Origin of the sequence: Cognatiyoonia sediminum, from assembly GCF_900129845.1 — a bacterium.
GTDB classification, from domain to species: domain Bacteria; phylum Pseudomonadota; class Alphaproteobacteria; order Rhodobacterales; family Rhodobacteraceae; genus Cognatiyoonia; species Cognatiyoonia sediminum.
Genome location: NZ_FQXB01000004.1, coordinates 69480 through 94980, shown reverse-complemented (window position 1 = coordinate 94980; position 25501 = coordinate 69480). Strand labels below are relative to the sequence as shown.

Below are 25501 nucleotides of genomic sequence, written 5' to 3'. Positions count from 1 at the left end.
AAACATGTCCAACGCACAACTTGAAACCGCCATCGAAGCCGCATGGGAAGACCGCGATAGCATCACCCCTTCCACGACAGGTGAAACTCGCGAAGCTATTGAAGATACGTTGAACGCATTGGACGGCGGCACGCTGCGCGTTGCTGAAAAGCAAGAAGATGGATCTTGGCATGTGAACCAGTGGGCCAAGAAGGCTGTGCTGCTTGGCTTCCGCATCAAGGACATGGAACAGCATGACGGCGGGCCTCAAGGCGCTGGCTGGTGGGATAAGGTCGACAGCAAGTTCAAAGGCTGGGGTGACAACCATTGGAAGGCCGCGGGTTTTCGTGCAGTTCCAAACTGCGTTGTTCGCAAGTCTGCGTTCATCGCGCCTGGCGTTGTTTTGATGCCGTCTTTCGTGAACCTCGGCGCCTATGTTGACGAAGGCACAATGGTGGACACTTGGGCGACCGTTGGGTCATGTGCTCAGATCGGAAAGAACGTGCACCTCTCCGGCGGTGTTGGTATTGGCGGCGTTTTGGAGCCGATGCAGGCTGGCCCTACGATCATCGAAGACAACTGCTTTATCGGCGCACGCTCCGAGGTGGTCGAAGGCTGTATCGTGCGCGAAGGGTCCGTTCTGGGCATGGGGGTCTTTATTGGCCAGTCTACTAAGATCGTAGACCGCGAAACCGGCGAAGTGATGTATGGTGAGGTTCCGCCCTATTCAGTCGTTGTTGCTGGGTCTATGCCAAGCAAGAATAACGTATCGCTCTACTGCGCCGTGATTGTGAAACGGGTTGACGAGCGCACGCGTTCCAAAACCGGAATCAACGAACTGCTGCGCGATTAAGTGATCCTTAGTCGCGCACTTGCCAAACACCGAATTTCCAGCGGCGAACACCCTAAGTGGGTCGCCGCTTGGCTGCCGGTGGTTGTAGATGGCGCGGTTTTGTTCACGATCCTCTATCTAGCGTTTCCTTGGGTGACCGACTTATTGGACGGTTCTAGCCTTGGCTTGGTCTTCGCGTTCTTTTTCTTATTTTACTTTGTCCCGATCCAAATCGTCTTGATTTGGTCAGCCTTGTGGGCAGCGAAATCCCGCAATACGCATGACGACAACGATCAACGACCCGAATAGGCCGTTCCAAACCATTTGGTTGTCAGCTCGTCGAAGACACCTTGTTCCCTCAAACCAAGCAAAACGCGATCTACCCGTTCGCGCAATTCGCTATCCGTAGGAAACGCGATTCCGTAGTTTTCGGCGCGGTAGACCCGATCCAATAACCGTGCGTCGCCGCCGGACCGTTCGGCAACGTAATAGGCCAGAATGGGGCTATCGAATACCACAGCGTCTATCCCGCCCGCCTCATATTCTTGGAACAGCGCTTCTGTGTCGGCAAAGCCGATGTGAGACAAATCACGGACATCCAAGAACGATGCACTGGTTGATCCTTCGATCGTACCGATGCGACGGCCATCTAAATCATTCAAGTCTTGGATGTTTTCGCTAATCGCATTGATCGTCAGAGCCGCAGTAATCTGAGCCACAAAGATCGACACAATGAACAAACTGGAGATCACAAGGCCAACAGCAAAGAACCGCCCTGCTCGACTTTGCGGCATACGCTCTTCAAAGCCTCCATTCACAACAAGGTTCAAAGCCCACCAAAAGGCGGGAAAAGGCGCATCTTTCAGCGGTCGGTCAAAGTAGGGTTGAGCCTTTCGTTCAAAGACCCACATCAACATGCCGCCACCGAACAACAGAGCGAGCGCCGATAAGACAGCGATCCCGATTTGCTTGGTGAAGAGCGCAGTAAAGACAGATGGCGACATCCCCTGCTCTGACTGCACCATCACCTGAATGCCGCTATCGAACATAGGTTGGCTAAAATCCATGCGCGTTTCGCGGTCGGCAGTGATGGAAATATTAGCAATGGCCGCGTCAACGTCTTCAGTTTCGACCGCGTCCAACATACCTGAGAAGGAATCGTAAAGAATGTATTCCACCGAGAGGCCGAGGTCTTCCGTCACACGGTTCATAAGGTCGATACTGAAGCCTTCGAAACCGCCCTCTGACATCATGGAGAAGGGCTCGCGCTCCACAGTCGCGACCCGCAAGTCTTGCGCCTGTGCCACCGATGCGACAACGATGAGAGCGGCTGAAAAAACCCAGCAAACAAGGCGAGTCATGCAAGTCCCCAATACAGTTGACCTATTTAGCCGCGTCCCCAACAGGTTGACAAGGAGGCGATACGCCATCACGACGTCACGAAACGGAGCGTAACATGGCCGAGAAGCGCAAAACCCATAAAGTCTTTACTCTATTGGTCGAAGTCGGCCGGAATGCTGGTGACGGCCTGCCAAAGGACGCAACCGGTGGTGCGTTGATGTGTTACGCCAGCGGCGTGGACGAGGCCGAGGCGGTTAGAGAAACCGTCGCCATTCTGAAAAAGGCTGATTTGGCACCTTTGGACGTGTCTGGCTATGGCACGTTGGAAGAGCGGTTGGCCGAAGGGCACGACATCAGCGATGAGGAAAAGGCGTTGATGCAGAGAGCACTTGACGAGAATAGCGTTATCGTCGCGCAGATGACTCCGTTCTATGACAAGGTTTAGGCGGCCTGCATCTGGCTCCACGCGACGGTTTCGAAGGGCATAAGAACATCTAATCGAGCAGGGCTGACGGTGGGGATCATCACTTCGGGCAGGTTTGCTAAAACGCTCTGACGCCGCAGATCTGGCCGATCTTGCAGTTCTTGAATATCAAGCCCTTGGATCAGCACGCCCGAGACATCAATGACACAGGGACGATCCATGACAAACTGCGCGTAGGTCGCCAAGGGCACGCGAGACGGCGGCACGCTGAGAACGCCGTGGGACAGATCGCCCACTCTGGCCGCTACAAAATCCGTTGCAAAGAGGTATTCGACCTCGCTGCCTGCCAATCGGATCAATTGGTCGTGGCTGCAGATCAGGTCAGTCTTGGCCCCATGAAACGGCGCACAAATTTGGCGCGGCGCAAAACGACCGCGCGCAGGCACTTCGGCAAGCCCGACCCATCTGACTTGCGCGGCTCGGCCATTTACATCTTTGACCACATCACCCGGCTTAAGGTCGGAGACGGATCTACGACCGCGATCGGTGTTGATCCACGTGTCTAACCCCAAGGTCGGCAACGGGCCGTGTGGCAAGGTTTCATCTGCGATCGCGACAAAGCGCACCCCATTGGCGAGTTGCATAAATTGGGTGCAGGCAAACATACGCACGGCGTCCCGCAAGACCAGCGGTTCGGGCAGTTCGAGCGTTTCAAAATAAAGCGCGCCGGTCTCTGCAATCTCCATGCTGAGCCCGCCGATGCCCTGATCCGCGTCCCATGTGAACCGAAGGCTGACACAGTTAGACCGAGTCACAAAACCCGCGTCGATACGATAGCTGCGACGGGTTCCGATTTCGCTGTGAGTGATGATCAGGTTGCCTTGCAAGTCGAGGCGAATTTCAAACATTAAGCCCAATGGTTCCGGGCTTTGATACCGCAGCAAGACTTGATCGACAGCACCAGGAATTGCCACAAATTCAAGAAGGATCGTTCCTTGGTCGAGCGTTTTATCGGGGTCAACACGTGCGGCAGCTGTCTTGCCCAGACCGACCGTACTAAAGGCCCCACCGCGCCTTTCTCGTAAACCTAACCAGCTCACGTCCTGCCCATTTCCGTCAGCTTCTAAGGCTGATCTCGCTCTCTGATCGTCGTCGGTTTGCCTGACCTGCGCGATCATTTTGGTTGTTGTTGTCACCAGTTAACGCGAATTTTCCATGGAATACAGCATCTTGTCTGTTAACCATGGCTGAGTAGGCTAATTTCGTGTCTTCCGCGCTACATGCGGTTGGTGTAGTCCGGATGAAATCTATGCCCATTGGATGAAGAACATGACCCCCGTTGATCCCGTTGACCTGACCGCACAACTCGTCCGTTGTCCCTCGATCACGCCCGAAGAAGGTGGCGCGTTGGTCCTGCTGGAAGATTTGCTTTCAAGTGCTGGCTTCGAGTGCACTCAGGTGGATCGGAACGGAACGTCGAACCTGTTTGCGCGGTGGGGACGGAAGGGCGCGAACCGGAGCTTTGGGTTCAACGGACATACGGACGTTGTGCCATTGGGCGACGAAAATGCGTGGACGGTTGATCCTTTTGGGGCTGAGATCAAAGACGGGTTTTTGTGGGGTCGTGGATCGACGGATATGAAATCTGGCGTCGCCGCATTCACCGCGGCCGCGATTGATTTTGTTCGGGACACGCCGCCTGACGGAGCGGTCATTCTGACTATCACAGGAGATGAAGAAGGCGACGCTACAGATGGGACCGTTGCACTCCTCGACTGGATGGAAGCGCAAGGTGAAGTGATGACCCACTGCCTTGTGGGCGAACCGACAAGCCCCAATCACATGGGTGAGGCAATGAAGATCGGACGTCGTGGATCAATGAACGTTTGGTTCACCTTTACAGGTGTTCAAGGCCACTCCGCCTACCCCCATCGCGCCAATAATCCCCTGACCGCGATGGCGCGGTTGATGGATACGCTCGCCTCGCATGAATTGGACGCAGGCAACGATCATTTCGATCCGTCGAATTTCGCCATCGTGACGATGGACACCGGCAATCCGGCCACCAACGTGATCCCCGCGCAATGCCGTGCGGCTGTGAATATCCGCTTCAACGATCACCATAGCGGGTCCAGCCTGACAGAGTGGATTGACCGCGAGGTTGCCAAAGTTGTGGGCGACACTGGAATTCGCATTGAAACGAAAGTGAAAATTTCTGGTGAGAGCTTCATCACGCCCCCCGGTGAACTCTCTGACTTGATCGCCCGCGCTGTGAAAGCCGAAACAGGCCAAACGCCTGAGATGTCGACATCTGGCGGCACCTCCGACGCGCGCTTCATGAAAAGCCATTGTCCTGTGGCGGAGTTCGGTCTGGTTGGCAAAACCATGCACCAAGTGGATGAAAAAGTGCCGGTCGCGGACATAATCCAGTTGAAAGCGATCTACGCGCGGATGCTGGCAGACTATTTCGCCTAAGTCTCTGTGCAGCCTCTGTCACACGTGCTAGGGGCAGCGCATGGCACGCATCCCCTCCAAATCTGAAATCCTCGATTGGATCACCGATAACCCTTCGCGCACGGCCAAGCGGGATATTGCACGGGCGTTTGGGATTAAGGGTGCTCAGCGTATCGACCTGAAGCGCATCTTAAAAGAGATGGAGGCTGAGGGAATGCTTCAAAAACGGCGCAGCAGCTATCGCGACGCCGACAAGCTGCCGCCGGTTTCGGTTTTGCAAGTGATTGCACCCGATGAAGACGGCGATCTTTTGGCCCGTCCGATGGAATGGAACGGTAAGGGGGAACCGCCAACGGTTCTGCTTTCACTGCGTGACAGCGATCCGGCCTTGGGGGCTGGCGACCGTATCCTTGCGCGGCTAACCGAAACGCCAAAGGATGAATTCCCCTACATGGGTCGAATGATCCGACGGATTGGCACAAACCCCTTGCGGATTTTGGGCGTGTTTCGCGCAGGCTCCGAAGGCGGTCGGATTGTGCCGATTGATAAGGGGTCGGACAAGGAATGGATCGTACCAGCAGGTGAGTTGGGCGGTGCCAAAGATGGCGAACTTGTTGAGGCAGAGCAAAGCGGGCCAAAAACCCGCATGGGATTGCCGCGCGCGCGGATTGTGACGCGGCTGGGTGATCCGACACAAGCGAAAGCCGTGTCCTTGATCGCGATCCACCAACATGGCATCCCCGATCACTTCCCGGACGAGGTGATTGCGGAAGCAGATAAGGCGGAACCAGCAGGCTTGGGCAAACGGCGCGATTTGCGCGATCTGCCGTTGGTCACAATCGATCCGGCAGATGCGCGGGATCACGATGATGCCTGTTTTGTTGAGCCTGACGATGACCCCAAGAACAAGGGTGGATTTATCATCTGGGTCGCGATCGCGGATGTGGCGCACTATGTGACGTCTGGGTCAGCGCTTGATCGAGAGGCACGCAAGCGGGGCAACTCCACCTATTTCCCGGATCGCGTGGTGCCGATGTTGCCGGACCGACTGTCAGGCGATCTCTGTTCGCTACACGAAGGGGTCGAGCGCGCCTGTATCGCCGTCGCGATGCGCATCGACAGCCACGGAAACAAGATCGATCACAGCTTTCATCGCGCTTTGATGAAAAGCCACGCCTCGCTGAATTATGAAGAGGTGCAGGCGGCGATAGATGGGAATGCCAACGCCAAGACCGAACCGCTTTTGGAGGGCGTGTTGCGCCCGCTCTACGCGGCCTACGAGGCGCTGAAAAAGGCGCGTGCACAGCGGCAGCCTTTGGAGTTGGACCTGCCAGAGCGGCAGATTGAGATCGATGACAAAGGCATCGTTCGGTCGGTGAATTTCAAAGAGCGGCTGGACGCGCATCGACTGATCGAAGAGTTCATGGTTCTAGCCAATGTCGCAGCGGCCGAGACCCTGATCGCCAAACGCGTGCCACAGCTGTTCCGCGTGCACGAAGAGCCAAGCCCCGAAAAGATCGACCAATTGCGAGAGGTAGCACAGGCCAGCGGGTTGGTTTTGGCCAAGGGGCAAGTCTTGAAGACAGGTCAGTTGAACCGTCTGATGGAGCAGGCACGTGAGACTGAACAATCAGAGCTGATCAGCCTGACCACGCTGAGGTCTATGACGCAGGCCTATTATAACCCCGAAAACTTCGGGCACTTTGGCCTGGCCTTGCAGGCTTACGCGCATTTCACGTCGCCCATTCGGCGCTATTCCGACCTGATCGTTCACCGCGCTTTGGTCGATGCGCACAAGTGGGGCGATGATGGCTTATCCCCGTTTGATGTCGAAAACCTAGCAGAGACGGCCAAACAGATCAGCGATACGGAGCGCAGGTCGATGATGGCGGAACGGGATACAACCGATCGCTACCTTGCTGCGTTCCTTTCCGACCGAATGGGCGCAGAGATGCCGGGGCGTGTGGCAGGAATTGCGAAGTTTGGTGTGTTTATCAAATTGGATGAAACAGGTGCAGATGCGCTTGTGCCCATCCGCACCTTGGGCCACGAGTACTTTGACTATGATGCCGAGACTCAAACTTTGATGGGGTCAGAGAGTGGTACGATGATCGGGCTTGGTCAGCGCGCGACGGTTAAATTGATAGAGGCTGCGCCGATCTCCGGCGGGCTGTTGGCTGAATTGGTGTCGTTGGATGAACAGATACTCCCGCGCGGCCCGAGCCGCGGACGGGGAAAACCGGCGCGGCGAAAAATGTCAGCGGCAAAGAAAAAAGGCGCAAAGACCAAACGCAAGGTCACACGCAAACGCCGTCAGAGATGATAGGTCAGCGCAGATTTGATCAGCAGGCCATGGCGGTTGGGGTCGATTTGATCTTTAGTGTCAAATAAAACTGCACGATTGCCCTCGATACGATCCTGATCAGGGAAGAGCGCAACATAATCTGAAATTACCGACGACTGGCAATGCGCGAAGATGGCGAAAGTGCCATTCTTGGGGACGCCCAGCCGCAGTGTCGATGCCGCCTTTTTCTTTGGCGTGATGTAACTGGGCTGGCCCCAGCGTAGAACTTCTTCGATAGGCCCAATTTCGGGCGTGTCGTCGGCGACGTCGAATATCAATTCGCGAAGCTGCAAAGCCGCATCGCGCGCCTGCGGTGGCATAGCCTCAAACGCGGCGCACACTTCGGCGCTCATGGTTCTATCGTTCTTTTGGCTCACAGGTTTCCCCACGGATACAGGAGATCAGGTCGCTCTCCATCTTTGGTGTGGGGTTATAAAAGACGGTTGAGTCACAGGGATCAACCTCGACCACGACAGCACCGTCGATGATTTTGGCAAAAGTTATGAGGTCTTCGCTCGATCCGACGCCGCCGCACCATGGGCCATAACAGACGGATTGAACGATCGCCGGACTGTCGAAGCGGGAGGTGAAACCGTCGCGCGTTAGAGCTTCACCAGTGAAGGTGCCGGAGATCGGAGCTGGATGACGTTCTTTATTCACAACGCCCTGCGGCAATAGGCTTTCATCGAAGTCTAACTTGCCGCGCAGAACATAAACGTCCTCTGGCACCTCATTCATGCGATTGAACGCCGTTGCTACGTCAGGAGGCATACAGCTGAGCGCCGTGGCTTGGCTCGCGATGAAACAAAGGGCTGCGGCACTTGAAAACTTCAACTTCGCCTCCCCGTCACAGCTTCGCGCCGAACTCCGCCAAAACTTCTTCATAAACAGCGCGTTTGAACGGCACGATGTTGGCGACCAGATCTTCCTTAGGCATCCACTTCCATTGCGTGAATTCGGGATGCTCTGTTTCGATGTTGATGTCCGTATCCGCCCCATGGAATCGGAACAGGAACCACTTCTGCTCTTGCCCGCGATAGCGCCCCTTCCAGATCGTAGGGACGATGTGATGCGGCAGATCATAAGGTATCAAGCGGCTGCTCTCCGCCTCCAGCGTCACCAGCTTTTTCGTGACACCTGTCTCTTCCCACAGCTCGCGATAGGCGGCATCCAGCGTGTTTTCACCCTTGTCCACACCGCCCTGTGGCATTTGCCATGCGTCCGTGTCACGATCATTGCGTTGACCGACAAAGATATGCCCACGCGGGTTGGTCAGCATAATCCCGACACAGGGGCGATAGGGCAATTCTGCGATTTGCTCAGGCGTCATAAAGGGGCCTTGTTGATTCATATTCCTGCCTTTCCGTTTTCCCGGATTTAGGCAAAAGGTCCAGTGCTATGCGATAACAAGTCGGGTTTCGTGACGAATACGTGAAGCAATCCAAAGTAGATGATCCCTGCGAAACGCAACGCATCCAGCCGTCGGGCGACCCGGCCCGCGCCATTGATGTAGAAAAATGGCAGAGCCCCGACCCTTTACCGCATAGGGCCAATTCCAATCCGTGATCAGTATCAGATCATACATCGGATCAGCCCTGCGCAGATTTTCATGAGAATACGCGTAAGGCGCGCGCACCATCAGATTGTAATCTTCATGTTTTGGATCGTCGGACCACAGGTCACCGGGCCGGATAGGTAGGGCCCAATCGGCCGGCTGAGACATGCGGTCGGGGCGGTAGAGCATACCAACGATCCGATGTGTCCCGCGTGGCGTCGCGCCATCGCCCTCGGCCTTACTGTTAGTCAAACCGCCCGACCCGATGGTGCGGGGAAACCTGCGGCCCATGAACCGCACATGGGTTGGCATGACGACAAGATCGGTGGCTTTCATCTTAGAACAGATGCCCCGACTTGGCCGCTTTGGTTTGAAGGTAATGGTCGTTCAACGGATTTCGCCCGACCTGCAACGGTACACGTTCCGTGACCGTGATACCGCAGCCCTCCATACGGGCGATTTTGGCGGGGTTATTCGTCATCAGTCGAACTTGGTCAAAGCCGAGCTTGCGCAAGATCTCCGCGCCGATCCTGAAATCACGCTCGTCATCTTCGAACCCGAGGCGGTGGTTGGCTTCGACCGTATCAAAACCTTGATCCTGCAAAGCGTAGGCGCGCATCTTGTTGGCCAGTCCGATGCCGCGCCCTTCCTGATTGAGATAGAGCAGAACGCCCTGCCCTTCCTCACCCATCTGCGCCAAGGCACCGTGCAACTGCGGACCGCAATCGCATTTGAGCGATCCAAGCACGTCACCGGTGAAGCAGGCCGAATGCAATCGTGCCAGCACTGGTTTGCTGCGGTCAGGCGTTCCGATCTCAACGGCGTAGTGTTCTTCGCCACCATCCTCGGGGCGAAACACATGCAACCGCCCGGCATCCGAGACGGTCATCGGAAGGCGCGCATGAACAACGGGCTGCATCGGGCTCAGCTGGCTGTTCAGAACAACGGCCTGATCCACCATGGTCAGGTCATGTTGGTGCGCAAACCCGGCGGGCATGTCCAATGGCAGGCAGAGCACAGCAGGCAGCAAGCGCGCCGATTTGGCGAGTTGAATGCCAGCACGCGCCAAAGCCGATTGATCATCCCGCACCATCTTATGCGGGCCCTTCATCGGCATATTCAAGTCATCCGCGGGGTCCGCCATCGCCCGAACCCAAGATAGCGATACATCCTCTGGCAGAGCGATCCGCGTAAGGTCAGAATCGTAAACATGCACCTTCAAAGTGCGTGCACGCCAGTCTGTAAGCGCCAGTTGAGCCGCTCCGAAACTGCACAAATCCTTCAGACGGTCTGCTTTCAATGTTTCAACAGCCAAAATCACGCCATCTGACATCACAACCGGCACACCCATTCGTAAATCTGCGCGAGCACGGGCCAGTTTCTCAATATTGTCAGGGGAAAACGCCAATTTTGACTGCCTTTTCTATTCCTGAAAACCCATATCGGATGCCGTCAGAGATTGAAACATTTCAAGTGAAGATGACACGTCCGTGTGAATTTAGCGAGCAAATGCTTGTCTAAAACACGTATAGATCACATTTCTGTCTCAACGAAACACGGAGACCCACCAATGGCTCAGCTAAAGAAAATCCTACTTGTCGACGATGACGACGACCTGCGCGAAGCGCTTGGTGAACAATTGCTGATGACCGAAGATTTCGACGTGTTCGAAGCTGCCGACGGCACCGAAGCGATGGTGAAAGCGAAAGAGCAGCTTTATGATTTGATGATCCTCGACGTGGGCCTGCCCGATACAGATGGCCGCGAGCTGTGCCGCCTGATGCGCAAGCAAGGTGTGAAGTGCCCGATCGTCATGCTTACCGCTCAGGACAGCGATGCAGACACAATCTACGGTTTAGACGCTGGCGCCAATGACTACGTTAGCAAGCCATTTAAGTTCCCTGTCCTTTTAGCGCGCCTCCGCAGCCAGTTGCGGACACATGAACAGTCAGAAGACGCTGTTTTCCAGCTTGGGCCGTATACGTTCAAGCCTGCTCAGAAGATGCTTGTAACGGAAGAAGACAAGAAAGTTCGCCTGACCGAGAAAGAGACGAACATTCTGAAGTTCCTCTACCGTTCAACTGAAGGTGTCGTAGCGCGCGACGTTCTGTTGCACGAAGTTTGGGGCTACAACGCAGGTGTGACGACCCATACTTTGGAGACACACATTTACCGTCTTCGGCAAAAAATTGAACCAGATCCGTCAAATGCCCGCCTTCTTGTGACCGAATCAGGTGGCTATAGACTGATTGCATAATTGAGATAGGTCGGCGTTTTGGTGATCCTCCCACGCTGAAGTGCTGACCTAAAAGAACCCCTCTGGTGGCGGGGTCCCGAGCCACCACCTCCCTGTTGGACTTGCCCGGACACTGTCCGGGCATTTTTTTACCCAAAAAGGACAATCACATGAAATCATCTAAGGACTATTTGGCAGAGGCTAACGCCGTTGTTCCACGCATGAGCGCGGAAGACGCCATCGATAAACACGCAGAGGGTAACGGCGTCTTTGTCGATGTGCGTGACAGTTCCGCTGTTGCGCAGACTGGTAAGATCCAAGGCGCACTTCATATCCCTCGCGGAATGCTAGAGTTCGTGGCGGATCCTGAAACAGCGCTTTACAACGATGCTTTGCAAAAGGAAGCCGAGATATATTTGATCTGTGCCGCAGGTGGCCAAGCCGCTCTTGCTGGCAAGACACTGATCGATATGGGTTATGAGAACGTCACAAATATCGGTGGCATTAGCGCTTGGAAGGACGCAGGCGGACCAACCGAGGCCTAAGCAACAAACTCCGTGTTGCTGTATCCTTGCAGGTACAGCAGCGCGGTCAAATCCCCGAAATTGATCCGTACTTTGCATTTTTCTTGCAAAGCCGGCTTGCCATGCAATGCGACCCCAGTTCCGGCATTTTTGAGCATCAACAGATCGTTCATACCATCGCCGACCGCCAGAACATCAGATGTCTGAATACCGAGTCGGTCGGTAATCTCATTCAAAGCATCTAATTTCGCTTCTTGGCCAAGGATTGGCCGGGCCACTTTGCCAGAAAGCTTTCCATCAACGATTTCTAGAGTATTCGCGCGGTTTTCGTCGAAACCGAGATGCGCTGCAACTTTGGCGGTGAAGGCGGTGAAGCCGCCAGAGACGAGGGCCGCATAAGCGCCATTGGCTTTCATCGTCGCGAGCAAGGTCGCGCCTCCGGGCATGTAAGTGATACGTGTGTTCAAGACGTGATCGATGATCGTTTCGGGGAGGTCTTTGAGAAGGCCGACGCGTTCATCGATAGCCCCTTCGAAATCCAACTCTCCATTCATCGCCTTTGCAGTGATCTCAGCCACGCGGTCGCCGACGCCTGCTTCGGTGGCGAGTTCGTCGATACACTCCTGCTGGATCATGGTGCTGTCCATATCGGCCAACAGCATTTTTTTGCGGCGGCCTTCGAGCGGTTGAACGATCAGATCGACACTCATGTCCTGACAGCTTTTCCAAACGTCATCGACGTTGTCGGGTCGCATCGGAAGCGCGAACTCAGCAGCTTCATCAATCGCTAACCAGTGTGTCTCTCCGCCACCCCAAGCGTTGCGTAAGTTGTCGACCAACGCGGCGTCGAGGCCCCGCTGGTTCGGCGCGGAAATGAGAGTGGCAACAAACATCGGGTTTCCTATTGGCGTCGGGGATGTCGCAAAAAGCGGTTTGAGCGGCGGTCTAGCGTCATTTCTCCTGTTGCGGAAGTCCCCAAAGCCCCGTAACTCCGGCTGTGGGACACCCTTCCCCAACGAAGGGCGCATATCTGTGAGGATACCACTGATGGTAATGACCAAACCGGCAACGCGGCCGGCAAACCCGCGTTTTTCGTCTGGCCCCTGTGCCAAGCCCCCCACATGGAAATTGGATGATTTGAGCGACGCCTCTTTGGGCCGGTCGCATCGTGCCGCTGTTGGCAAGTCAAAGCTGAAAGAAGCGATCGAGCTGACGCGCGAGGTTTTGCGTGTGCCCCATGACCATAAGATTGGGATCGTGCCCGCTTCGGACACTGGTGCGTTTGAGATGGCGATGTGGTCAATGCTGGGCGAACGCCCTGTGCAAATGGTCGCCTGGGAGAGCTTTGGCGCGGGCTGGGTCACGGATGTGGTCAAGCAGCTGAAGATTGAAGCAACGACTCATACGGCTGAGTACGGTGAGATCGTCGATATGGCAGCGTTGGATTATGACCAAGACGTTTGCTTTACTTGGAATGGAACAACATCTGGTGTGAGGGTGGCCTCAGGTGATGTCATCCCAGCGGACCGCGAAGGTCTAACGCTGTGCGACGCGACCTCTGCTGCTTTTGCGCAGGATTTGCCGTGGGACAAACTGGATGTGACGACCTTCTCCTGGCAGAAGGTGATGGGTGGCGAGGCGGCCCATGGCATGCTGATCTTGTCACCGCGCGCTGTGGAGCGGTTGGAAAGCTACACGCCTGCGTGGCCGTTGCCGAAGATTTTCCGCCTGACAAAAGGTGGCAAATTGATCGACGGCATCTTTGAGGGTGCGACGATAAACACGCCTTCAATGCTGGCGGTTGAGGACTATTTGGTCGCGCTGAAATGGGCAAAATCCATTGGCGGGCTGGACGCTTTGATGCATCGCGCAAATGCGAATGCGCAGGCGATCTGGAATTTCACTGCGTCGCGCGATTGGATTGCGAACCTAGCAAGCGATCGGTCCATTCGGTCGAACACCTCCGTCTGCCTGAAGTTCACCGACGATCGGATCACCGACGGCGCGGCTTTTGCCAAAGCCGTGGCGAAACGGCTGGAAGCCGAAGGTGTGGCGCTGGACGTCGGGGCCTATCGGGACGCGCCTGCCGGTCTTCGGATCTGGTGTGGTGCGACGGTGGAGACCTCTGACATCGAAGCGATGTTGCCCTGGCTCGAATGGGCGTTCGAGACGGAAATCGCAGCTTTCTAATTTCGCGGCTTCTGCCCGCAACTCACTTCTTCAAAAGGACCAAAGACATGGCCCCCAAAGTACTTATCTCTGACAAACTCTCTGACGCTGCCGTACAGATCTTCAAGGATCGCGGTATTGATGTGGATTTCAAACCGGACCTTGGCAAAGACAAGGTCGAACTGCTCAAAGTCATCGGCGATTATGACGGTTTGGCGATCCGGTCCGCGACCAAGGCGACAGAAAAGATCATTGCGAATGCCACGAACCTGAAGGTCATTGGCCGCGCTGGGATCGGCACCGACAACATCGACAAAGACGCTGCTTCCAAGGCAGGTATCATCGTGATGAACACGCCGTTCGGCAATATGATCACAACGGCTGAGCATGCGATTGCGATGATGTTCGCCGTGGCGCGTCAGATTCCGGAAGCGTCTGAATCTACCCATGCAGGCAAATGGGAAAAATCCAAGTTCATGGGTGTTGAGTTGACCGGCAAAACGCTTGGCGTGATCGGCGCTGGCAACATTGGCGGGATCGTCTGTGACCGCGCCCGTGGGTTGAAGATGAAGGTTATCGCCTATGATCCATTCTTGAGCCAAGAGAAGGCCGACAAGATGGGTGTCGAGAAAGTCGAGCTGGAAGAACTGCTTCCGCGTGCCGACTTCTTGACTTTGCACGTGCCAAAGACAGAGCAGACAGCCAACATGATCACCGCTGAACGCATCGCAATGATGAAAAAGGGCGCGCGGATCATCAACTGTGCGCGCGGTGGCTTGGTCGATGAAGAGGCGCTGGCCGAGGCATTGAAATCCGGCCACATCGCTGGTGCGGCCTTTGACGTCTTCGCTGTTGAGCCAGCCACCGACAGCCCATTGTTCAACCTGCCAAATGTCGTTGTGACGCCGCACCTTGGTGCCGCCACGATGGAAGCGCAAGAAAACGTCGCCCTGCAGGTCGCGGAGCAGATGGCGGATTATCTTCTGACAGGGGCAGTCGCCAATGCGCTCAACATGCCATCGGTCACTGCCGAAGAAGCCAAGGTCATGGGGCCATGGATTGAACTGTCCGGCCACCTTGGGAACTTCATCGGTCAGATGACGGATGAGCCGGTGCAGGCGATCAACATTCTTTATGACGGTGAAGCAAGTGAGATGAACCTCAACGCGCTGACCTGTGCGGTAATCGCAGGTATCATGAAAAAGGTGAACCCCGATGTGAACATGGTCAGCGCGCCGGTGATCGCGAAAGAACGTGGCGTTCAGGTGTCCACGACCAAGCAGGATAAATCCGGGGCCTTTGAAGGCTATATCAAAGTGACCGTCGTGACCGAAAAGCGCGAACGTTCCGTCGCAGGTACGGTCTTTAGCGATGGCAAACCAAGGTTCATTCAGATCAAAGGCATCAACATCGATGCGGAGATCGGCGCGAACATGGTCTACACGACCAACGAAGACGTTCCCGGTATCATCGGTGCCTTGGGTCAAACCATGGGAGAAAACAACGTCAACATCGCGAACTTTACGCTCGGCCGGAAAGAGGCAAAGGGTGAGGCGATTGCTCTGCTGTACGTCGATGAACCGGTGCCAGCGCCAGCTTTGAAAGCGCTCGAGAATACGGGGTTGTTTACGCAGGTCAAACCGCTGAGTTTTGATGTAAAATAAGGCGATCAGGCCCGGCCAAGCGTCGGGCCTTTTTGTCTTTGGAGCGCCCTGATACACACGGGATCATGGCGCTTAATTTTTCCGAACTTTCCGAGTTTTACACGCACGGCTTTGATACAGTGATCGACGTTCGCTCGCCTGCTGAGTTCGCGATTGATCATATTCCGGGTGCGATAAACCTGCCGTCCCTGTCGAACGAGGAACGCGCAGAAGTTGGCACGATTTACAAACAAGTCAGCCCGTTTAAGGCGCGGAAAGTTGGGGCGTCTCTGGTCCTCTCAAACGTCGCGCGCCATGTTTCTGGGCCGTTGCAGCACCATGATGGCAGCTGGCGGCCTTTGATCTATTGCTGGCGCGGCGGGCAACGGTCCGGTGTCTTCACAACGCTGTTGAAAGAGATTGGCTGGCGCGCAGAGGTGGTCGATGGAGGCTATCAGACGTATCGACGGTTGGTGCAGCATTTGCTGTATGAAGAAACCTTACCGCATCGGTTCATTTTGCTTGATGGCTACACAGGGACCGCCAAGACCGCAGTATTGAACGCTCTGAAACCCTTGGGCGTTCAAACGATTGACCTCGAAGCAATGGCAGGTCATCGCGGGTCGCTTTTGGGCGAAATGCCGGGTGGGCAGCCGTCACAACGCATGTTCGAAAGTCGGTTAGCGCAGGCGTTGTATCACTGCGACCCGTCTCAACCGGTTGTTTTAGAAGCAGAAAGCAGTAAGATCGGGAGGCTTATCATCCCTCCTAGCCTTTGGTCTGCAATGGCCCAAGCGCCTGGCATCAAGATCACGGCCTCTCTAGCGGCACGGGTCGCGTTCATCACGGAGGATTATCGCGATATCCTCGCCGATCCGGATACCGTCACCAAACGCCTCGCCCCGCTGCGGCATTTGCGCGGTCATGCGAACGTGGATCGGTGGCAAGGTTTGCAGGACAGCGGCGATCTATCCGGCTTGGCGCAAGCGCTGATCGAAGATCACTATGATCCGGCCTACGCGACGGCGCAGAAAAAGCACGAGCGGGAGGTTTTGGGCGAGGTTCATTCAGAAACTCTGGATCAGACGGGTGTTGAAACCACGGCGAAGAAAGTTGCGGAGATCGTCAGATCACTTTGATCGTGGCAGGGCCTTTGATGATCCGCCCAATCACCATCGCGTCCTCGTAACCCGCTGCCCGCAACTTCGCCACGCAATCCGCCGCCATGTCACCCGAAACCGCCGCGAGCAATCCGCCAGAGGTTTGAGGATCGAACAGAAGGTCATGCGGCGTACCTTCAACTGCGCCGACGGAGGCAACGTTGGACCCAAAGATGGACGACCTATGGCCCTCATTGGAAAGTGCCTCTGCGCCATCAAAGAAAGGCACAGCGGCTTGGGTAAGCTCAACTGCCACCTGCGATTGTTCGCACATGCCCCAAAGGTGACCGAGCAGCCCAAAGCCGGTCACGTCAGTCATCGCATGGCTATCTGACAAAATGTCTGCCGCCGCGCCCTGCCCTTGGCACATGCGTTCGAACAGACGATGAACGTCCCAGCCCCGCGCGGCACCTGCCATCTCTGCCGCGAGGATCACGCCTGATCCAATGGGTTTCGTCAGCATCAACTGGTCACCATCCTGTGCGCCGCCCAAAGTGATCGGGTCCCGATCCAGCAGCCCTGTGACGGTAAAACCAATCGACATCTCCGCACCCATGGACGAATGCCCACCAACAATCTCTGCTCCGGCGTCGGCAAAAACCTCCTGCGCCGCTGACATCACTTCGGAGAGCGTGCGGCTTTGCAAGTCTTCCGACATTTGCGGCAGCACGATGTTCGCGGTTGCCGCTTGCGGATTTGCGCCCATGGCCCAGATGTCACCCAACGCGTGGACAGCTGAGATGCGTGCCATGATGACGGGATCTTCGGTAAAGGCGCGGAGGTGGTCCGTGGAAATCACCTGCTTCTGCCCGCCAACGGTCAACACGCCTGCATCGTCGGATGGTAGGCGTTCAACGTCCTTCCGCGCGTTCCTCGGCAAACCCGTTAGGGCGGATTTCAAGGCAGAGTTCCCAACCTTCGACCCGCAGCCAGCGCACAGCGGTTTATCCCCGAGCACCTCTTTCAAACCGATGGCAGCGGTGCGCGGAACCTCGGGTTTCGCCATCACCGGTAGGTCTTCAAGCTTGGTCATGAAGGCGCGGTCGATGCGATCCTTCCACTTCCAGAGCAAAGGTCCGTGAAACGCACGGCCGAATTTTTCGGCCATGGCGGATTTGCCACCCATGGAGATCAGCTTCAGATAGTCCCGCTGCGGATCATAATTTGTCAAAGCCCCGCCGGACAGAACAGCGCGCAGGTTGTCAAATAAGAATGGCGCTTCGCGGACCGCGAACACACCCGCCTTGGAGCGTGGCGACGCGGTGAGATGCGCACAATCGCCAACAGCAAAGATGTTTGGATCGCTTGAGCGCAACGTCGCATCCACTGCGATGAACCCGTCGTGCATGTTGAGGCCGATGTCCTTTGGCCACTCGAACGGCTCGGCCCCCGCTGCGCCAACGGTGAAATCCGAGGGGATGGCGTCCCCGTTCTCCAAAACGACGCTATCTGCGGTCACTTCGCAGCCAGATGCCCCTTCGACCAGTTCGATCCCCATGTCGGTCAATTGCCGCTTAAGCCGGTTGCGACCTTGCAGGCCAACGGCAGTAAGTGACTTTGACCGATCGAGAATGCGCACCTTCGCCTTGGGCACCGCATGCTGCATCGCCATGGCCAGCTCAACGCCCGCTACACCGCCACCGATAACGGCGATATTGCCCTCGCTGTGTGACGTCCGAAAGGCATTCCATTTGTGAGCAAACGGAGCGAGCGGCTTGGCGGGGATCGCGTGCTCAGTGAACCCTTTCAGCTTGGGCATTTCTGACGTTATGCCGATGTCGATGGAACATAGATCATAGGCGATGGGAGGACGCCCCGGCACAGTGATCATTTTCGCGTCTTTGTCGATCTCCGTGACGATGCCCACGACCATCCGCGCACCCGCAAATCGGGCAAGGCGAAGCAGGTCGATATCAAGCTCATCCCGTGTGTAGTGGCCCGCCACAAACCCGGGCAGCATCCCCGAATACGCCGCGGTTGGAGCGGGATTGATCACGGTCACCCGCACACCGGCCAAAGGGTTCATCCCCCAAGCGCGCAGAACAAGCGCATGGGTATGACCGCCGCCAACAAGAACGAGGTCTTTGACCTTTGGTAGAGTATTCATGTCGGTGTCATAGCCGCTGCCGCGCTATGGCGAAAGCCACTGGCCATCCCAGTCACGCGCCTGTGTGTAGGCGACGCGGCGGTGATCTCGCCCCAGATGGATCAGGTCGAGGTGCTCCAGATGGCATCGAAGCACGCAAAACCGTTCCCGCACAGGTGGTTTTTCATAGTCTAGCGCGCCTTGTATCGGCGTTCCGGGCGCTGGTAATGTCCCGTAAGACACGCGTGACGAGGGCGGCACAATGGCCCAATCATCATCCACACTTGGGCCTTCCAAAATCTCCACGCCGCATTGCATTCGAATTTGCAAATCAAGGCTTTCCACCCACCAAAGCAAAGCGGCATGGGGGTGCGCCTTCAGACTTTCAATCTTGGAGCTTTGTGTGTCGGTCTGAACCTCGCAAAACTTGGCGTCAGCGGCCGCCTTGCGCAACACTACGTTGCGGCTTTCGGGCAGGCCGTCAGCGGAAACGGTCGAGAAACTGACCAACCGGCAGGGATGGCTTGCGTCACGCACACCAAGATCCAACTGCGCCCATGTCATATCCCAAAGTCCAGATTTGGTTTCAAACCAGTCACTCATAGCCCGTCATCTCCAAATATCCACGACCCTTATGGCTGCCGCTGATCGTTACCGGCCCTTCCCAATAGGGCACGCTTGTTGTCATCCAAGCATTAGGATTGATCGCTTGCACCTCAACATCAACGCCACGATCCGGCAATTCAACCCGCCACTTGGTCGGCACTTCTGCGCCGCTGGTTTGCGAGGTCTCCAGCGGCGTTGCGCTTAGCGCGCCATCGGGATAGGCTTGCGTTTCGCCCTCTAGCGCGATCCACGTCGCATAAGTGTAGACGCTGCCATCGGTCTGACGCAGGGCAAAGCCCATCATTTTGTCACCACTCTCAAAAGATAACGAAAACCAATCCCAACCGGTTTGAGTGTCTGACAACGGCTGCGATGACCATTCGCGATCAAGCCAAGCCTCTCCCGTCACTTCGACCTCGCCCTCTGGCAATGCGAGTGTCCCGCTCAACGCCAAGTAGGGCAGAGAATAGTAGTGGGACGCCTGCCCCTCCGCAGATTTCACCGAATAGCCCGCGTCGCCATGAAAGATCAGCGGGCCTTCGTTGCGCAGTTCAAGCTCGTAGGAAAACTCATCTGATCCCGCTTTGAGGCTTAGTACCTCCATATCGCCGACCATCTGCCATTCGTCGATCCACGCCTCAAAGGGCTCAGCCGTCACACCTGCGTGGCCAAGAGACCCGCGCGCCAAGCGTTCAGTGACATAATGATCATCTGGCGTCGTCACGGCGGCGTGGCCCATGAATATCTGGCCGTCGATCTCATCGGGGATCAGGGCGGAGCGAAACAGCGTCCATTGCAGGCCATAGTCTCGACCTTCCGCGTCTTGCATGTTGGCGGTCAGATACCACCACTCGATCCGGTAATCGGGGTGGGCGCCATGGTCAGCTGGGAAATCGAAGACGTAGCCCCTTTCGGGGACGGAAAACCCCTCGGCGTCGGTGCCAAGACCCGCAAACCCTTGCGCCCAGATGGACGTGGGCCAAATCAGGAGGAAGAGGAGAAGCCTAACGTTCATTGGCGAAGACTTTCAAAAGCTCGGCGGGGCGCAAGCGGGTCAATTTTAGTGCAGGCCAAAAGGCCGCCAATGCCGCCGCTAGGAGGGAGAGGATCGCAAGTTGGAGATAGTCGGCGGGGAATAGGAACAACGGCAGTTTCCATCCAAAGGCTGCAACGTTTACCACTGCCAATAAGACCCAAGCGAGCACAATGCCCAGCGGAACGGCGATAAGGATCGTGAAGAACGCGAGGATCAAGGCTCGCAACAATTCCAACTGTCCAAGAGACCGGCGCGTGATCCCGACGGCCCAAACGGGTGCAAGCTGCGGCACGCGCATTGCGGCGAGGGTGAGCAAGCTCATCAGGATGGCAAACCCCGCCACGGCGAGCGTCAAGACGTTCAGCGCGGCGGTGACGGTGAAGGTGCGTTCGAACACTTGCAGGGAAAAGGCTTTGATCTCCGCTTGGTTGATCACATTCTCGGAGCTAATGCCGAATTGTGTTTCGAGGTCGCTTAGCAAATCGTCGACCTGATCTACCGATATGCGAAGGCCAAAGTTGTTGGCGATTTCTTCAGGGTATAGCTCTGCAAACACCTCCTCAGACACAATGGCCTGCCCAATCGGGTTGCCATAGTCGCCGTAGACGCCGACGACCTCAAACGATTGCCCCCCAAGGGCGACAATCGCACCGGGCCAAGTGTCCGTTCGACGCGCAAGCTGTTCATTTAGCAAAATACCAGCGCCGCCCGCGACCTGATCCCAAGGGTCGGCCATGGCGTCGAGAAATGTCCAATTGTCGCGCTGCGTACTGTGAACGCGGGCACCGAAAACTTCGGTCTCCACCCCTTTAATCTGCGCCTCTGCCGAGACAATCGGCAAGATCGCGTCAACACGCGGTTCGAGGTAGCCGGTGATCTCTTTCGCGCGATCCTCTTCCACAGTGAGGTAAAGTTCAGAGGCGAGACGTTGATCGAGGAAGTCCACAAACGTCAGTCGAAAGCTCGACACCATGGTCGAGACGCCAACGTTCGCGGCCATGGCGAGCAGGAGGGCCATCAATGCCAAAGATAGCCCCGGCAATTGCTGGCGTGTGTCGGCCCAGAACCATTGTGCCTTTGCGCCCGACGACAGGCTTTGCGAGGCCCGCAACATTTGATCCAAGATGAGCGGCAAGGCGAGCGCGGCGCCAATCAAGACAGACGCAAGCAAGGCAAATCCAGATACCAACCCATCCGCCGTGGCCGCAAGAATAACGGCAAGCACAGCGCAGGCGGCAGCCAAGATCGCAAGCACCGCCGCGCGTCGTCCGGCGACCATGACATGCGCTCTGATCTGCCCGCCGGCCAGCAGTGGCATCTTGGCGAGCTTTAGAAACGCCGACACCGATGCAATCGTCGTGCCGCCCAGCGCGATCAATAGGCCCGTCGCCCACCACGACGCCCTGAATGCCAACGTGCCGGAAACATTCGCGCCGTAGAGCCCTTGCAACGTCGCGGCCACGTCAGGAAGCAGTGCAGAGGCAATGAAGTAGCCCAAGATCACGCCTGCGACGCCTGCGATCAGGGCGAAGAGGATCAGTTCAACCATCATCAAGGCAAGCAATATGTTTAGCGGCACACCCAACGCCCGAATAGTGCGGATCATCGGGCGGCGCTGTTCGAACGCCAAGCCAATCGCGCTGTGGACAATGAAAAACCCCACCGCGAAGGAGAGGAAGCCGAATGCAGTGAGGTTCAAATGGAAACTGTCCGTGAGCCGTCCGATGTCCGACCCAGATTGCGCGCTGATACGAGTGAGATTGGGAGCGATCTCGGCAAGTGTCGCTTGCTGCTTTGGTTGAACGGTTGCGATGAGAAGGCGGTCAATCTCCCCCTCTCGGCCAAGCAGCTCTTGCGCGAACACTAGGTCCGTTGTCAAAGTTTGGGGGGCGATGTTCGGGTCCGCGATCAACTCCGCCTCGACCGTTCCTTCAAGGGCGGCGAGCGCATCTGGCCGACCGAAAATCTGGCCGCCACCGGATAGAAATGCCCCTAGGTCGGCCTGCTCTGTCAGACTAACCGGCGCGATGCCGATGGGTGCTGTCAAAGCATCCAAGCCTATGACGCGCACACCATTGATGCGCCCTTCTACAATCGGGCTGACGAGCCACCCTGCCCGCCTAAGCGCAACGAACGTCTCTTGATCAATTGACCCACCATCGGCAGCACGCAGATGATCGAACCGACCCTCGCCCAGAGTGGCTGCGGCTGCGTCATAACTCGCTCGCGCCTCGGCATTCACAGCTTGCACGCCCGACCACAACGCAGTGGCCAAAGCGATTCCTGCAAGCAAGGTAATCAACTGCAAGAGATTGCGGCGCCAATAGCTCATCAACGCCGCAAGGGTCGTGCGGATCATGACACCACACCGACGGACAAGTGGACGTTGCGATCCAGTCGAGATGCCAATGATTTGGAATGCGTAACCAAAAGCAATCCCGCCCTCGTTTCACCAACCAATTTCAGGAACAAATCCATTACTGTCTGAGCGCTCGCCTCATCCAAATTACCTGTGGGCTCATCAGCCAATACCAGCTTGGGCCGCACCGCCAATGTACGCCCAATCGCGACGCGCTGTTGTTGCCCGCCAGAGAGCTGTTCAGGGTATTTGGAAAGCTGATCTTCGAGCCCAAGAGTTTGACCGAGATAAGCGATCCACTCTTTATCTGCCGACCCCGCCAAGCGTGCCTGAAACGCGATGTTATCCGCAACCGTCAGGCTTGGGATCAAATTAAACTGTTGAAATACAACCCCAATATCTGTTCGCCTCAAATGGGCCCGCTCGGCATCTGACCTTCCCGCAATATCAGTGCCTTCGATTTCAATCGATCCCGCATCCGGCACATCGAGCCCCCCGACGAGATGCAGCAGGGTGCTTTTCCCGCTACCGCTTTCACCGGTCAACGCAAGCGTCTCACTCGCCGCCAAATCTAGATCAACACCTCGCAAAACCTGCAAAGTTTGATCTGCAATCGAATAGGTCTTGGAAACATCACGGGCGCGCAGCAGCATCGATCGTCCTTTCATCACCAATGACTTAGATCGGATTGGAAAATTGAAAGCCAGCGCAAACGCAAAACACCGTGACGGTACGTTCCTGTGGCGAAGCGCCTCAGGTCCTCTATTCTACATCCAAAGACTGGAGATTTCTTATGACCGATATTGTCATTCTCAGCGGCGCACGCACAGCCATTGGCACCTTTGGTGGGTCCCTTGCCGGCACCACACCAATCGAACTTGGAACAACTGTCTCAAAAGCGGCTTTGGACCGCGCGGGGCTTGAGGGCCGGCAGATCGGACATGTCGCCTTTGGCCATGTGATCAACACTGAACCGAAAGACATGTATGTCAGCCGCGTTGCATCGATGAACGCAGGCGTGCCTGACACGACACCTGCAATGAACGTGAACCGACTGTGCGGTTCCGGCGTGCAGGCGATCGTCTCTGTCGTGCAATCCTTGATGCTGGGCGATGCAGATTTCGGCCTTGCGGGCGGATCAGAGAACATGAGCCGCTCCCCTTTCATCATCCCGCAACAGCGCTGGGGCGCGAAGATGGGCGATGTGCGGACTCAAGACATGATGCTCGGCGCTTTGAACTGTCCATTTGGGACGGGCCACATGGGTGTTACCGCGGAGAACGTTGCCCGCGAACATGGAATCAGCCGCGACGATCAGGATGCCTTTGCCGCGCTCAGCCAAGAGCGTGCCGCCAAGGCGCAAGCGGCCGGTTATTTTGATGATCAAATCGTGCCGATTGAGGTCAAAGTAAAGCGCGACATGGTTGCGTTTGATAAGGACGAACATCTGAAAGCCACCACAGTCGAAACCCTCGCCGGTCTGCGCCCTGTTTTTGAGAAAGACGGCACCGTGACAGCGGGCAACGCCTCCGGCCTGAACGATGGGGCAGCGGCAGTTACTCTGGCCCGTGCTGATGCAGCGGAGAAAGCAGGTCTAACACCAAAATTCCGCGTGCTTGGCTATGCCCATGCAGGCGTTCGGCCAGAGGTGATGGGGATTGGTCCGGTCCCTGCTGTGCAGAACCTAATGGAGAAAACTGGCCTTACCATTGCCGACTTCGATGTGATTGAATCGAACGAAGCCTTCGCGGCACAAGCGCTCGCCGTAACGAATGAACTCGGCCTACACCCAGCAAAGGTGAACCCGAACGGCGGCGCGATTGCCCTTGGCCATCCTGTTGGCGCAACGGGCACGATCATCACGGTCAAAGCGATGTATGAGCTTGAGCGCATCCAAGGCCACCGCGCTTTGATCACCATGTGCATCGGCGGCGGTCAGGGAATCGCGCTGGCGATCGAGAAGATTTAGGTCGGGTAGTCTCGAACAAAAGCCCAAGTGTCACCGTCGGACAGATCAGCGTCAAACTGATAGCCGCCGGTGGCAAACTCTTTCAACTGCTCCGCCTCGGTCACGCGATTTTCCACTGCAAACCGCGCCATCGCCCCACGCGCGCGTTTGGCAAAGAAGCTGACGATCCGCGGCTTGTCATCTTTGACCTCCAGAAACTTCGGCGTAATCACCCGCAGCTTCAGCGCCTTGGTATCAGCGGCACCAAAATATTCCTGACTGGCGCAATTGAGCAAAAGATCGGTTTCCAAAGCCGCGGCCTGAGCGTTGAGATCCTTCGCCAGTTGATCGCCCCAATAATCATAAAGCGAATTTCCGCGCCGCGTTTTCAACCGGCTGCCCATCTCCAACCGATAGGGCTGGATCGCATCCAAGGGCCGTAACAAGCCGTAAAGCCCCGACAGAATACGCAACCGCGACTGCGCCCAATCAAGCGCAGCTTCGTCCAGCGTCTTCGCTTCTAAACCCTGATAAGTATCGCCGTTGAACGCAAATGCCGCCGCTTTGGTCACATCCGCGGCAGGCTCCTCCGCAAAGGACTTGAACCGATCCCGGTTCAACCGCGCCAAGTCATCAGAGATGCTCATCAAGGATTTCAACTGACCCAACGTCTGGTTCCGCATCGTCTTTGACAACCGAACCGCATCGTCCTGATAGGCAGGCGCGGTTGTGTCCACCTCAACAGGCGACCAATCCAATGACTTTGCAGGTGAAATGACAATCAGCATGTTCCGCGCCCTTCGTT

At 56.4% G+C, this 25501-nt stretch carries 25 protein-coding genes; 11 read left to right on the top strand and 14 right to left on the bottom strand.

What is annotated here, in order from left to right:
* Nucleotides 1-4: 4 nt before the first annotated feature.
* Together dapD and BUA85_RS12700 are read left to right on the top strand one after the other, a co-directional pair.
* On the top strand, nt 5-832 hold the full coding sequence (dapD, locus tag BUA85_RS12705) for a 2,3,4,5-tetrahydropyridine-2,6-dicarboxylate N-succinyltransferase (protein WP_072901689.1): 828 nt from the start codon (nt 5-7) through the stop codon (nt 830-832).
* On the top strand, nt 833-1120 hold the full coding sequence (locus BUA85_RS12700; RefSeq protein ID WP_072901687.1) for a hypothetical protein: 288 nt from the start codon (nt 833-835) through the stop codon (nt 1118-1120).
* Here the strand turns inward: BUA85_RS12700 and BUA85_RS12695 are convergent.
* Nucleotides 1105-2172 carry a transporter substrate-binding domain-containing protein gene (locus tag BUA85_RS12695; RefSeq protein WP_072901685.1) on the bottom strand — a complete coding sequence of 356 codons (1068 nt, stop codon included), beginning with the start codon at nt 2170-2172 and terminating at the stop codon, nt 1105-1107. The genes BUA85_RS12700 and BUA85_RS12695 overlap by 16 nt on opposite strands.
* Nucleotides 2173-2267: 95 nt before the next feature.
* On the opposite strand from BUA85_RS12695, the gene BUA85_RS12690 reads away from it, so the two are divergent.
* Entirely contained in the window at nt 2268-2597 is a 330-nt protein-coding gene (locus tag BUA85_RS12690; protein WP_072901683.1) for a hypothetical protein, read from the top strand.
* Here the strand turns inward: BUA85_RS12690 and BUA85_RS12685 are convergent.
* Complete coding sequence (locus BUA85_RS12685) at nt 2594-3772, bottom strand: Hint domain-containing protein (RefSeq protein ID WP_131802812.1); 1179 nt, start codon at nt 3770-3772, stop codon at nt 2594-2596. The genes BUA85_RS12690 and BUA85_RS12685 overlap by 4 nt on opposite strands.
* 133 nt (nt 3773-3905) lie before the next feature.
* Between BUA85_RS12685 and dapE the strand changes: the two genes are divergently transcribed.
* Complete coding sequence (gene dapE / locus BUA85_RS12680) at nt 3906-5051, top strand: succinyl-diaminopimelate desuccinylase (protein ID WP_072901898.1); 1146 nt, start codon at nt 3906-3908, stop codon at nt 5049-5051.
* A gap of 40 nt (nt 5052-5091) precedes the next feature.
* Nucleotides 5092-7353 carry a ribonuclease R gene (gene rnr, locus BUA85_RS12675; protein ID WP_072901679.1) on the top strand — a complete coding sequence of 754 codons (2262 nt, stop codon included), beginning with the start codon at nt 5092-5094 and terminating at the stop codon, nt 7351-7353.
* On the opposite strand, the gene BUA85_RS12670 is transcribed toward rnr, so the two are convergent.
* The 5 genes from BUA85_RS12670 to ribA all read right to left on the bottom strand — a co-directional run bounded on the left by BUA85_RS12670 (nt 7344) and on the right by ribA (nt 10337).
* Nucleotides 7344-7727, bottom strand: a complete 384-nt coding sequence (locus tag BUA85_RS12670; protein ID WP_072901677.1) for a DUF1801 domain-containing protein — start codon at nt 7725-7727, stop codon at nt 7344-7346. The genes rnr and BUA85_RS12670 overlap by 10 nt on opposite strands.
* Nucleotides 7728-7731: 4 nt before the next feature.
* Complete coding sequence (locus BUA85_RS12665; protein ID WP_072901897.1) at nt 7732-8208, bottom strand: hypothetical protein; 477 nt, start codon at nt 8206-8208, stop codon at nt 7732-7734.
* Nucleotides 8209-8221: 13 nt separating this feature from the next.
* A complete protein-coding gene (locus BUA85_RS12660; RefSeq protein ID WP_072901894.1) occupies nt 8222-8704 on the bottom strand; it encodes an RNA pyrophosphohydrolase in 483 nt (160 codons plus the stop codon).
* A 66-nt stretch (nt 8705-8770) separates the two neighbouring features.
* The gene (locus tag BUA85_RS12655) at nt 8771-9265 is read right to left on the bottom strand and encodes a L,D-transpeptidase family protein (RefSeq protein ID WP_072901675.1); all 495 of its coding nucleotides are present in this window, start codon (nt 9263-9265) and stop codon (nt 8771-8773) included.
* A gap of 1 nt (nt 9266) precedes the next feature.
* Nucleotides 9267-10337, bottom strand: coding sequence for a GTP cyclohydrolase II (gene ribA / locus BUA85_RS12650; RefSeq protein ID WP_072901674.1), 1071 nt, complete (start codon nt 10335-10337; stop codon nt 9267-9269).
* Nucleotides 10338-10499: 162 nt separating this feature from the next.
* Here ribA and BUA85_RS12645 point away from each other — a divergent pair, with 162 nt between their 5' ends.
* Both BUA85_RS12645 and BUA85_RS12640 read left to right on the top strand, forming a co-directional pair.
* Nucleotides 10500-11186: a response regulator transcription factor gene (locus BUA85_RS12645; protein WP_072901672.1), complete on the top strand. Its 687-nt coding sequence runs from the start codon at nt 10500-10502 to the stop codon at nt 11184-11186.
* 149 nt (nt 11187-11335) lie between these two features.
* Nucleotides 11336-11710 (top strand): rhodanese-like domain-containing protein, encoded by a 375-nt coding sequence (locus tag BUA85_RS12640; protein ID WP_072901670.1) that lies wholly within the window; start codon nt 11336-11338, stop codon nt 11708-11710.
* Here the strand turns inward: BUA85_RS12640 and serB are convergent.
* Nucleotides 11707-12582 (bottom strand): phosphoserine phosphatase SerB, encoded by an 876-nt coding sequence (gene serB / locus BUA85_RS12635; RefSeq protein ID WP_072901668.1) that lies wholly within the window; start codon nt 12580-12582, stop codon nt 11707-11709. The genes BUA85_RS12640 and serB overlap by 4 nt on opposite strands.
* 154 nt (nt 12583-12736) lie before the next feature.
* Here serB and BUA85_RS12630 point away from each other — a divergent pair, with 154 nt between their 5' ends.
* The 3 genes from BUA85_RS12630 (at nt 12737) to mnmH (ending at nt 16640) form a co-directional block, all read left to right on the top strand.
* Nucleotides 12737-13879 carry a phosphoserine transaminase gene (locus BUA85_RS12630; protein ID WP_072901666.1) on the top strand — a complete coding sequence of 381 codons (1143 nt, stop codon included), beginning with the start codon at nt 12737-12739 and terminating at the stop codon, nt 13877-13879.
* Nucleotides 13880-13926: 47 nt separating this feature from the next.
* Entirely contained in the window at nt 13927-15522 is a 1596-nt protein-coding gene (gene serA / locus BUA85_RS12625; RefSeq protein WP_072901893.1) for a phosphoglycerate dehydrogenase, read from the top strand.
* Between the two features lie 65 nt (nt 15523-15587).
* The gene (gene mnmH, locus BUA85_RS12620) at nt 15588-16640 is read left to right on the top strand and encodes a tRNA 2-selenouridine(34) synthase MnmH (protein WP_072901664.1); all 1053 of its coding nucleotides are present in this window, start codon (nt 15588-15590) and stop codon (nt 16638-16640) included.
* Here mnmH and selD read toward each other — a convergent pair.
* From selD to BUA85_RS12595, 5 genes are read right to left on the bottom strand one after another with little or no spacing between them, the layout of a single operon-like run.
* On the bottom strand, nt 16627-18768 hold the full coding sequence (selD, locus tag BUA85_RS12615) for a selenide, water dikinase SelD (protein WP_072901662.1): 2142 nt from the start codon (nt 18766-18768) through the stop codon (nt 16627-16629). The two genes, mnmH and selD, sit on opposite strands and share 14 nt — an antisense overlap.
* Before the next feature lie 24 nt (nt 18769-18792).
* On the bottom strand, nt 18793-19350 hold the full coding sequence (locus BUA85_RS12610) for a pyridoxamine 5'-phosphate oxidase family protein (protein WP_072901660.1): 558 nt from the start codon (nt 19348-19350) through the stop codon (nt 18793-18795).
* Complete coding sequence (locus tag BUA85_RS12605) at nt 19343-20368, bottom strand: lipocalin-like domain-containing protein (RefSeq protein WP_072901658.1); 1026 nt, start codon at nt 20366-20368, stop codon at nt 19343-19345. The genes BUA85_RS12610 and BUA85_RS12605 overlap by 8 nt, the downstream gene beginning before the upstream one ends.
* On the bottom strand, nt 20358-22748 hold the full coding sequence (locus tag BUA85_RS12600) for an ABC transporter permease (RefSeq protein WP_072901656.1): 2391 nt from the start codon (nt 22746-22748) through the stop codon (nt 20358-20360). Before BUA85_RS12600 ends, BUA85_RS12605 begins: the two co-directional genes overlap by 11 nt.
* Nucleotides 22745-23401: an ABC transporter ATP-binding protein gene (locus BUA85_RS12595; protein WP_072901891.1), complete on the bottom strand. Its 657-nt coding sequence runs from the start codon at nt 23399-23401 to the stop codon at nt 22745-22747. Before BUA85_RS12595 ends, BUA85_RS12600 begins: the two co-directional genes overlap by 4 nt.
* A 140-nt stretch (nt 23402-23541) precedes the next feature.
* Between BUA85_RS12595 and BUA85_RS12590 the strand changes: the two genes are divergently transcribed.
* Nucleotides 23542-24717 carry an acetyl-CoA C-acyltransferase family protein gene (locus BUA85_RS12590; RefSeq protein WP_072901654.1) on the top strand — a complete coding sequence of 392 codons (1176 nt, stop codon included), beginning with the start codon at nt 23542-23544 and terminating at the stop codon, nt 24715-24717.
* Here the strand turns inward: BUA85_RS12590 and yaaA are convergent.
* Nucleotides 24714-25484 carry a peroxide stress protein YaaA gene (yaaA, locus tag BUA85_RS12585; RefSeq protein ID WP_072901652.1) on the bottom strand — a complete coding sequence of 257 codons (771 nt, stop codon included), beginning with the start codon at nt 25482-25484 and terminating at the stop codon, nt 24714-24716. The genes BUA85_RS12590 and yaaA overlap by 4 nt on opposite strands.
* Nucleotides 25485-25501: the final 17 nt, after the last annotated feature.

Coding starts and splice junctions, on each gene's coding strand:
- BUA85_RS12605 (WP_072901658.1), bottom strand. CDS start 20,368: ATGAACGTTAGGCTTCTCCTCTTCCTCCTGATTTGGCCCACGTCCATC.
- rnr (WP_072901679.1), top strand. CDS start 5,092: ATGGCACGCATCCCCTCCAAATCTGAAATCCTCGATTGGATCACCGAT.
- yaaA (WP_072901652.1), bottom strand. CDS start 25,484: ATGCTGATTGTCATTTCACCTGCAAAGTCATTGGATTGGTCGCCTGTT.
- BUA85_RS12645 (WP_072901672.1), top strand. CDS start 10,500: ATGGCTCAGCTAAAGAAAATCCTACTTGTCGACGATGACGACGACCTG.
- BUA85_RS12595 (WP_072901891.1), bottom strand. CDS start 23,401: ATGCTGCTGCGCGCCCGTGATGTTTCCAAGACCTATTCGATTGCAGAT.
- mnmH (WP_072901664.1), top strand. CDS start 15,588: ATGGCGCTTAATTTTTCCGAACTTTCCGAGTTTTACACGCACGGCTTT.
- BUA85_RS12690 (WP_072901683.1), top strand. CDS start 2,268: ATGGCCGAGAAGCGCAAAACCCATAAAGTCTTTACTCTATTGGTCGAA.
- dapD (WP_072901689.1), top strand. CDS start 5: ATGTCCAACGCACAACTTGAAACCGCCATCGAAGCCGCATGGGAAGAC.
- serA (WP_072901893.1), top strand. CDS start 13,927: ATGGCCCCCAAAGTACTTATCTCTGACAAACTCTCTGACGCTGCCGTA.
- serB (WP_072901668.1), bottom strand. CDS start 12,582: ATGTTTGTTGCCACTCTCATTTCCGCGCCGAACCAGCGGGGCCTCGAC.
- BUA85_RS12610 (WP_072901660.1), bottom strand. CDS start 19,350: ATGAGTGACTGGTTTGAAACCAAATCTGGACTTTGGGATATGACATGG.
- BUA85_RS12670 (WP_072901677.1), bottom strand. CDS start 7,727: ATGAGCGCCGAAGTGTGCGCCGCGTTTGAGGCTATGCCACCGCAGGCG.
- BUA85_RS12655 (WP_072901675.1), bottom strand. CDS start 9,265: ATGAAAGCCACCGATCTTGTCGTCATGCCAACCCATGTGCGGTTCATG.
- selD (WP_072901662.1), bottom strand. CDS start 18,768: ATGAATACTCTACCAAAGGTCAAAGACCTCGTTCTTGTTGGCGGCGGT.
- BUA85_RS12630 (WP_072901666.1), top strand. CDS start 12,737: ATGGTAATGACCAAACCGGCAACGCGGCCGGCAAACCCGCGTTTTTCG.
- dapE (WP_072901898.1), top strand. CDS start 3,906: ATGACCCCCGTTGATCCCGTTGACCTGACCGCACAACTCGTCCGTTGT.
- BUA85_RS12695 (WP_072901685.1), bottom strand. CDS start 2,172: ATGACTCGCCTTGTTTGCTGGGTTTTTTCAGCCGCTCTCATCGTTGTC.
- BUA85_RS12640 (WP_072901670.1), top strand. CDS start 11,336: ATGAAATCATCTAAGGACTATTTGGCAGAGGCTAACGCCGTTGTTCCA.
- BUA85_RS12660 (WP_072901894.1), bottom strand. CDS start 8,704: ATGACGCCTGAGCAAATCGCAGAATTGCCCTATCGCCCCTGTGTCGGG.
- BUA85_RS12600 (WP_072901656.1), bottom strand. CDS start 22,748: ATGATCCGCACGACCCTTGCGGCGTTGATGAGCTATTGGCGCCGCAAT.
- BUA85_RS12590 (WP_072901654.1), top strand. CDS start 23,542: ATGACCGATATTGTCATTCTCAGCGGCGCACGCACAGCCATTGGCACC.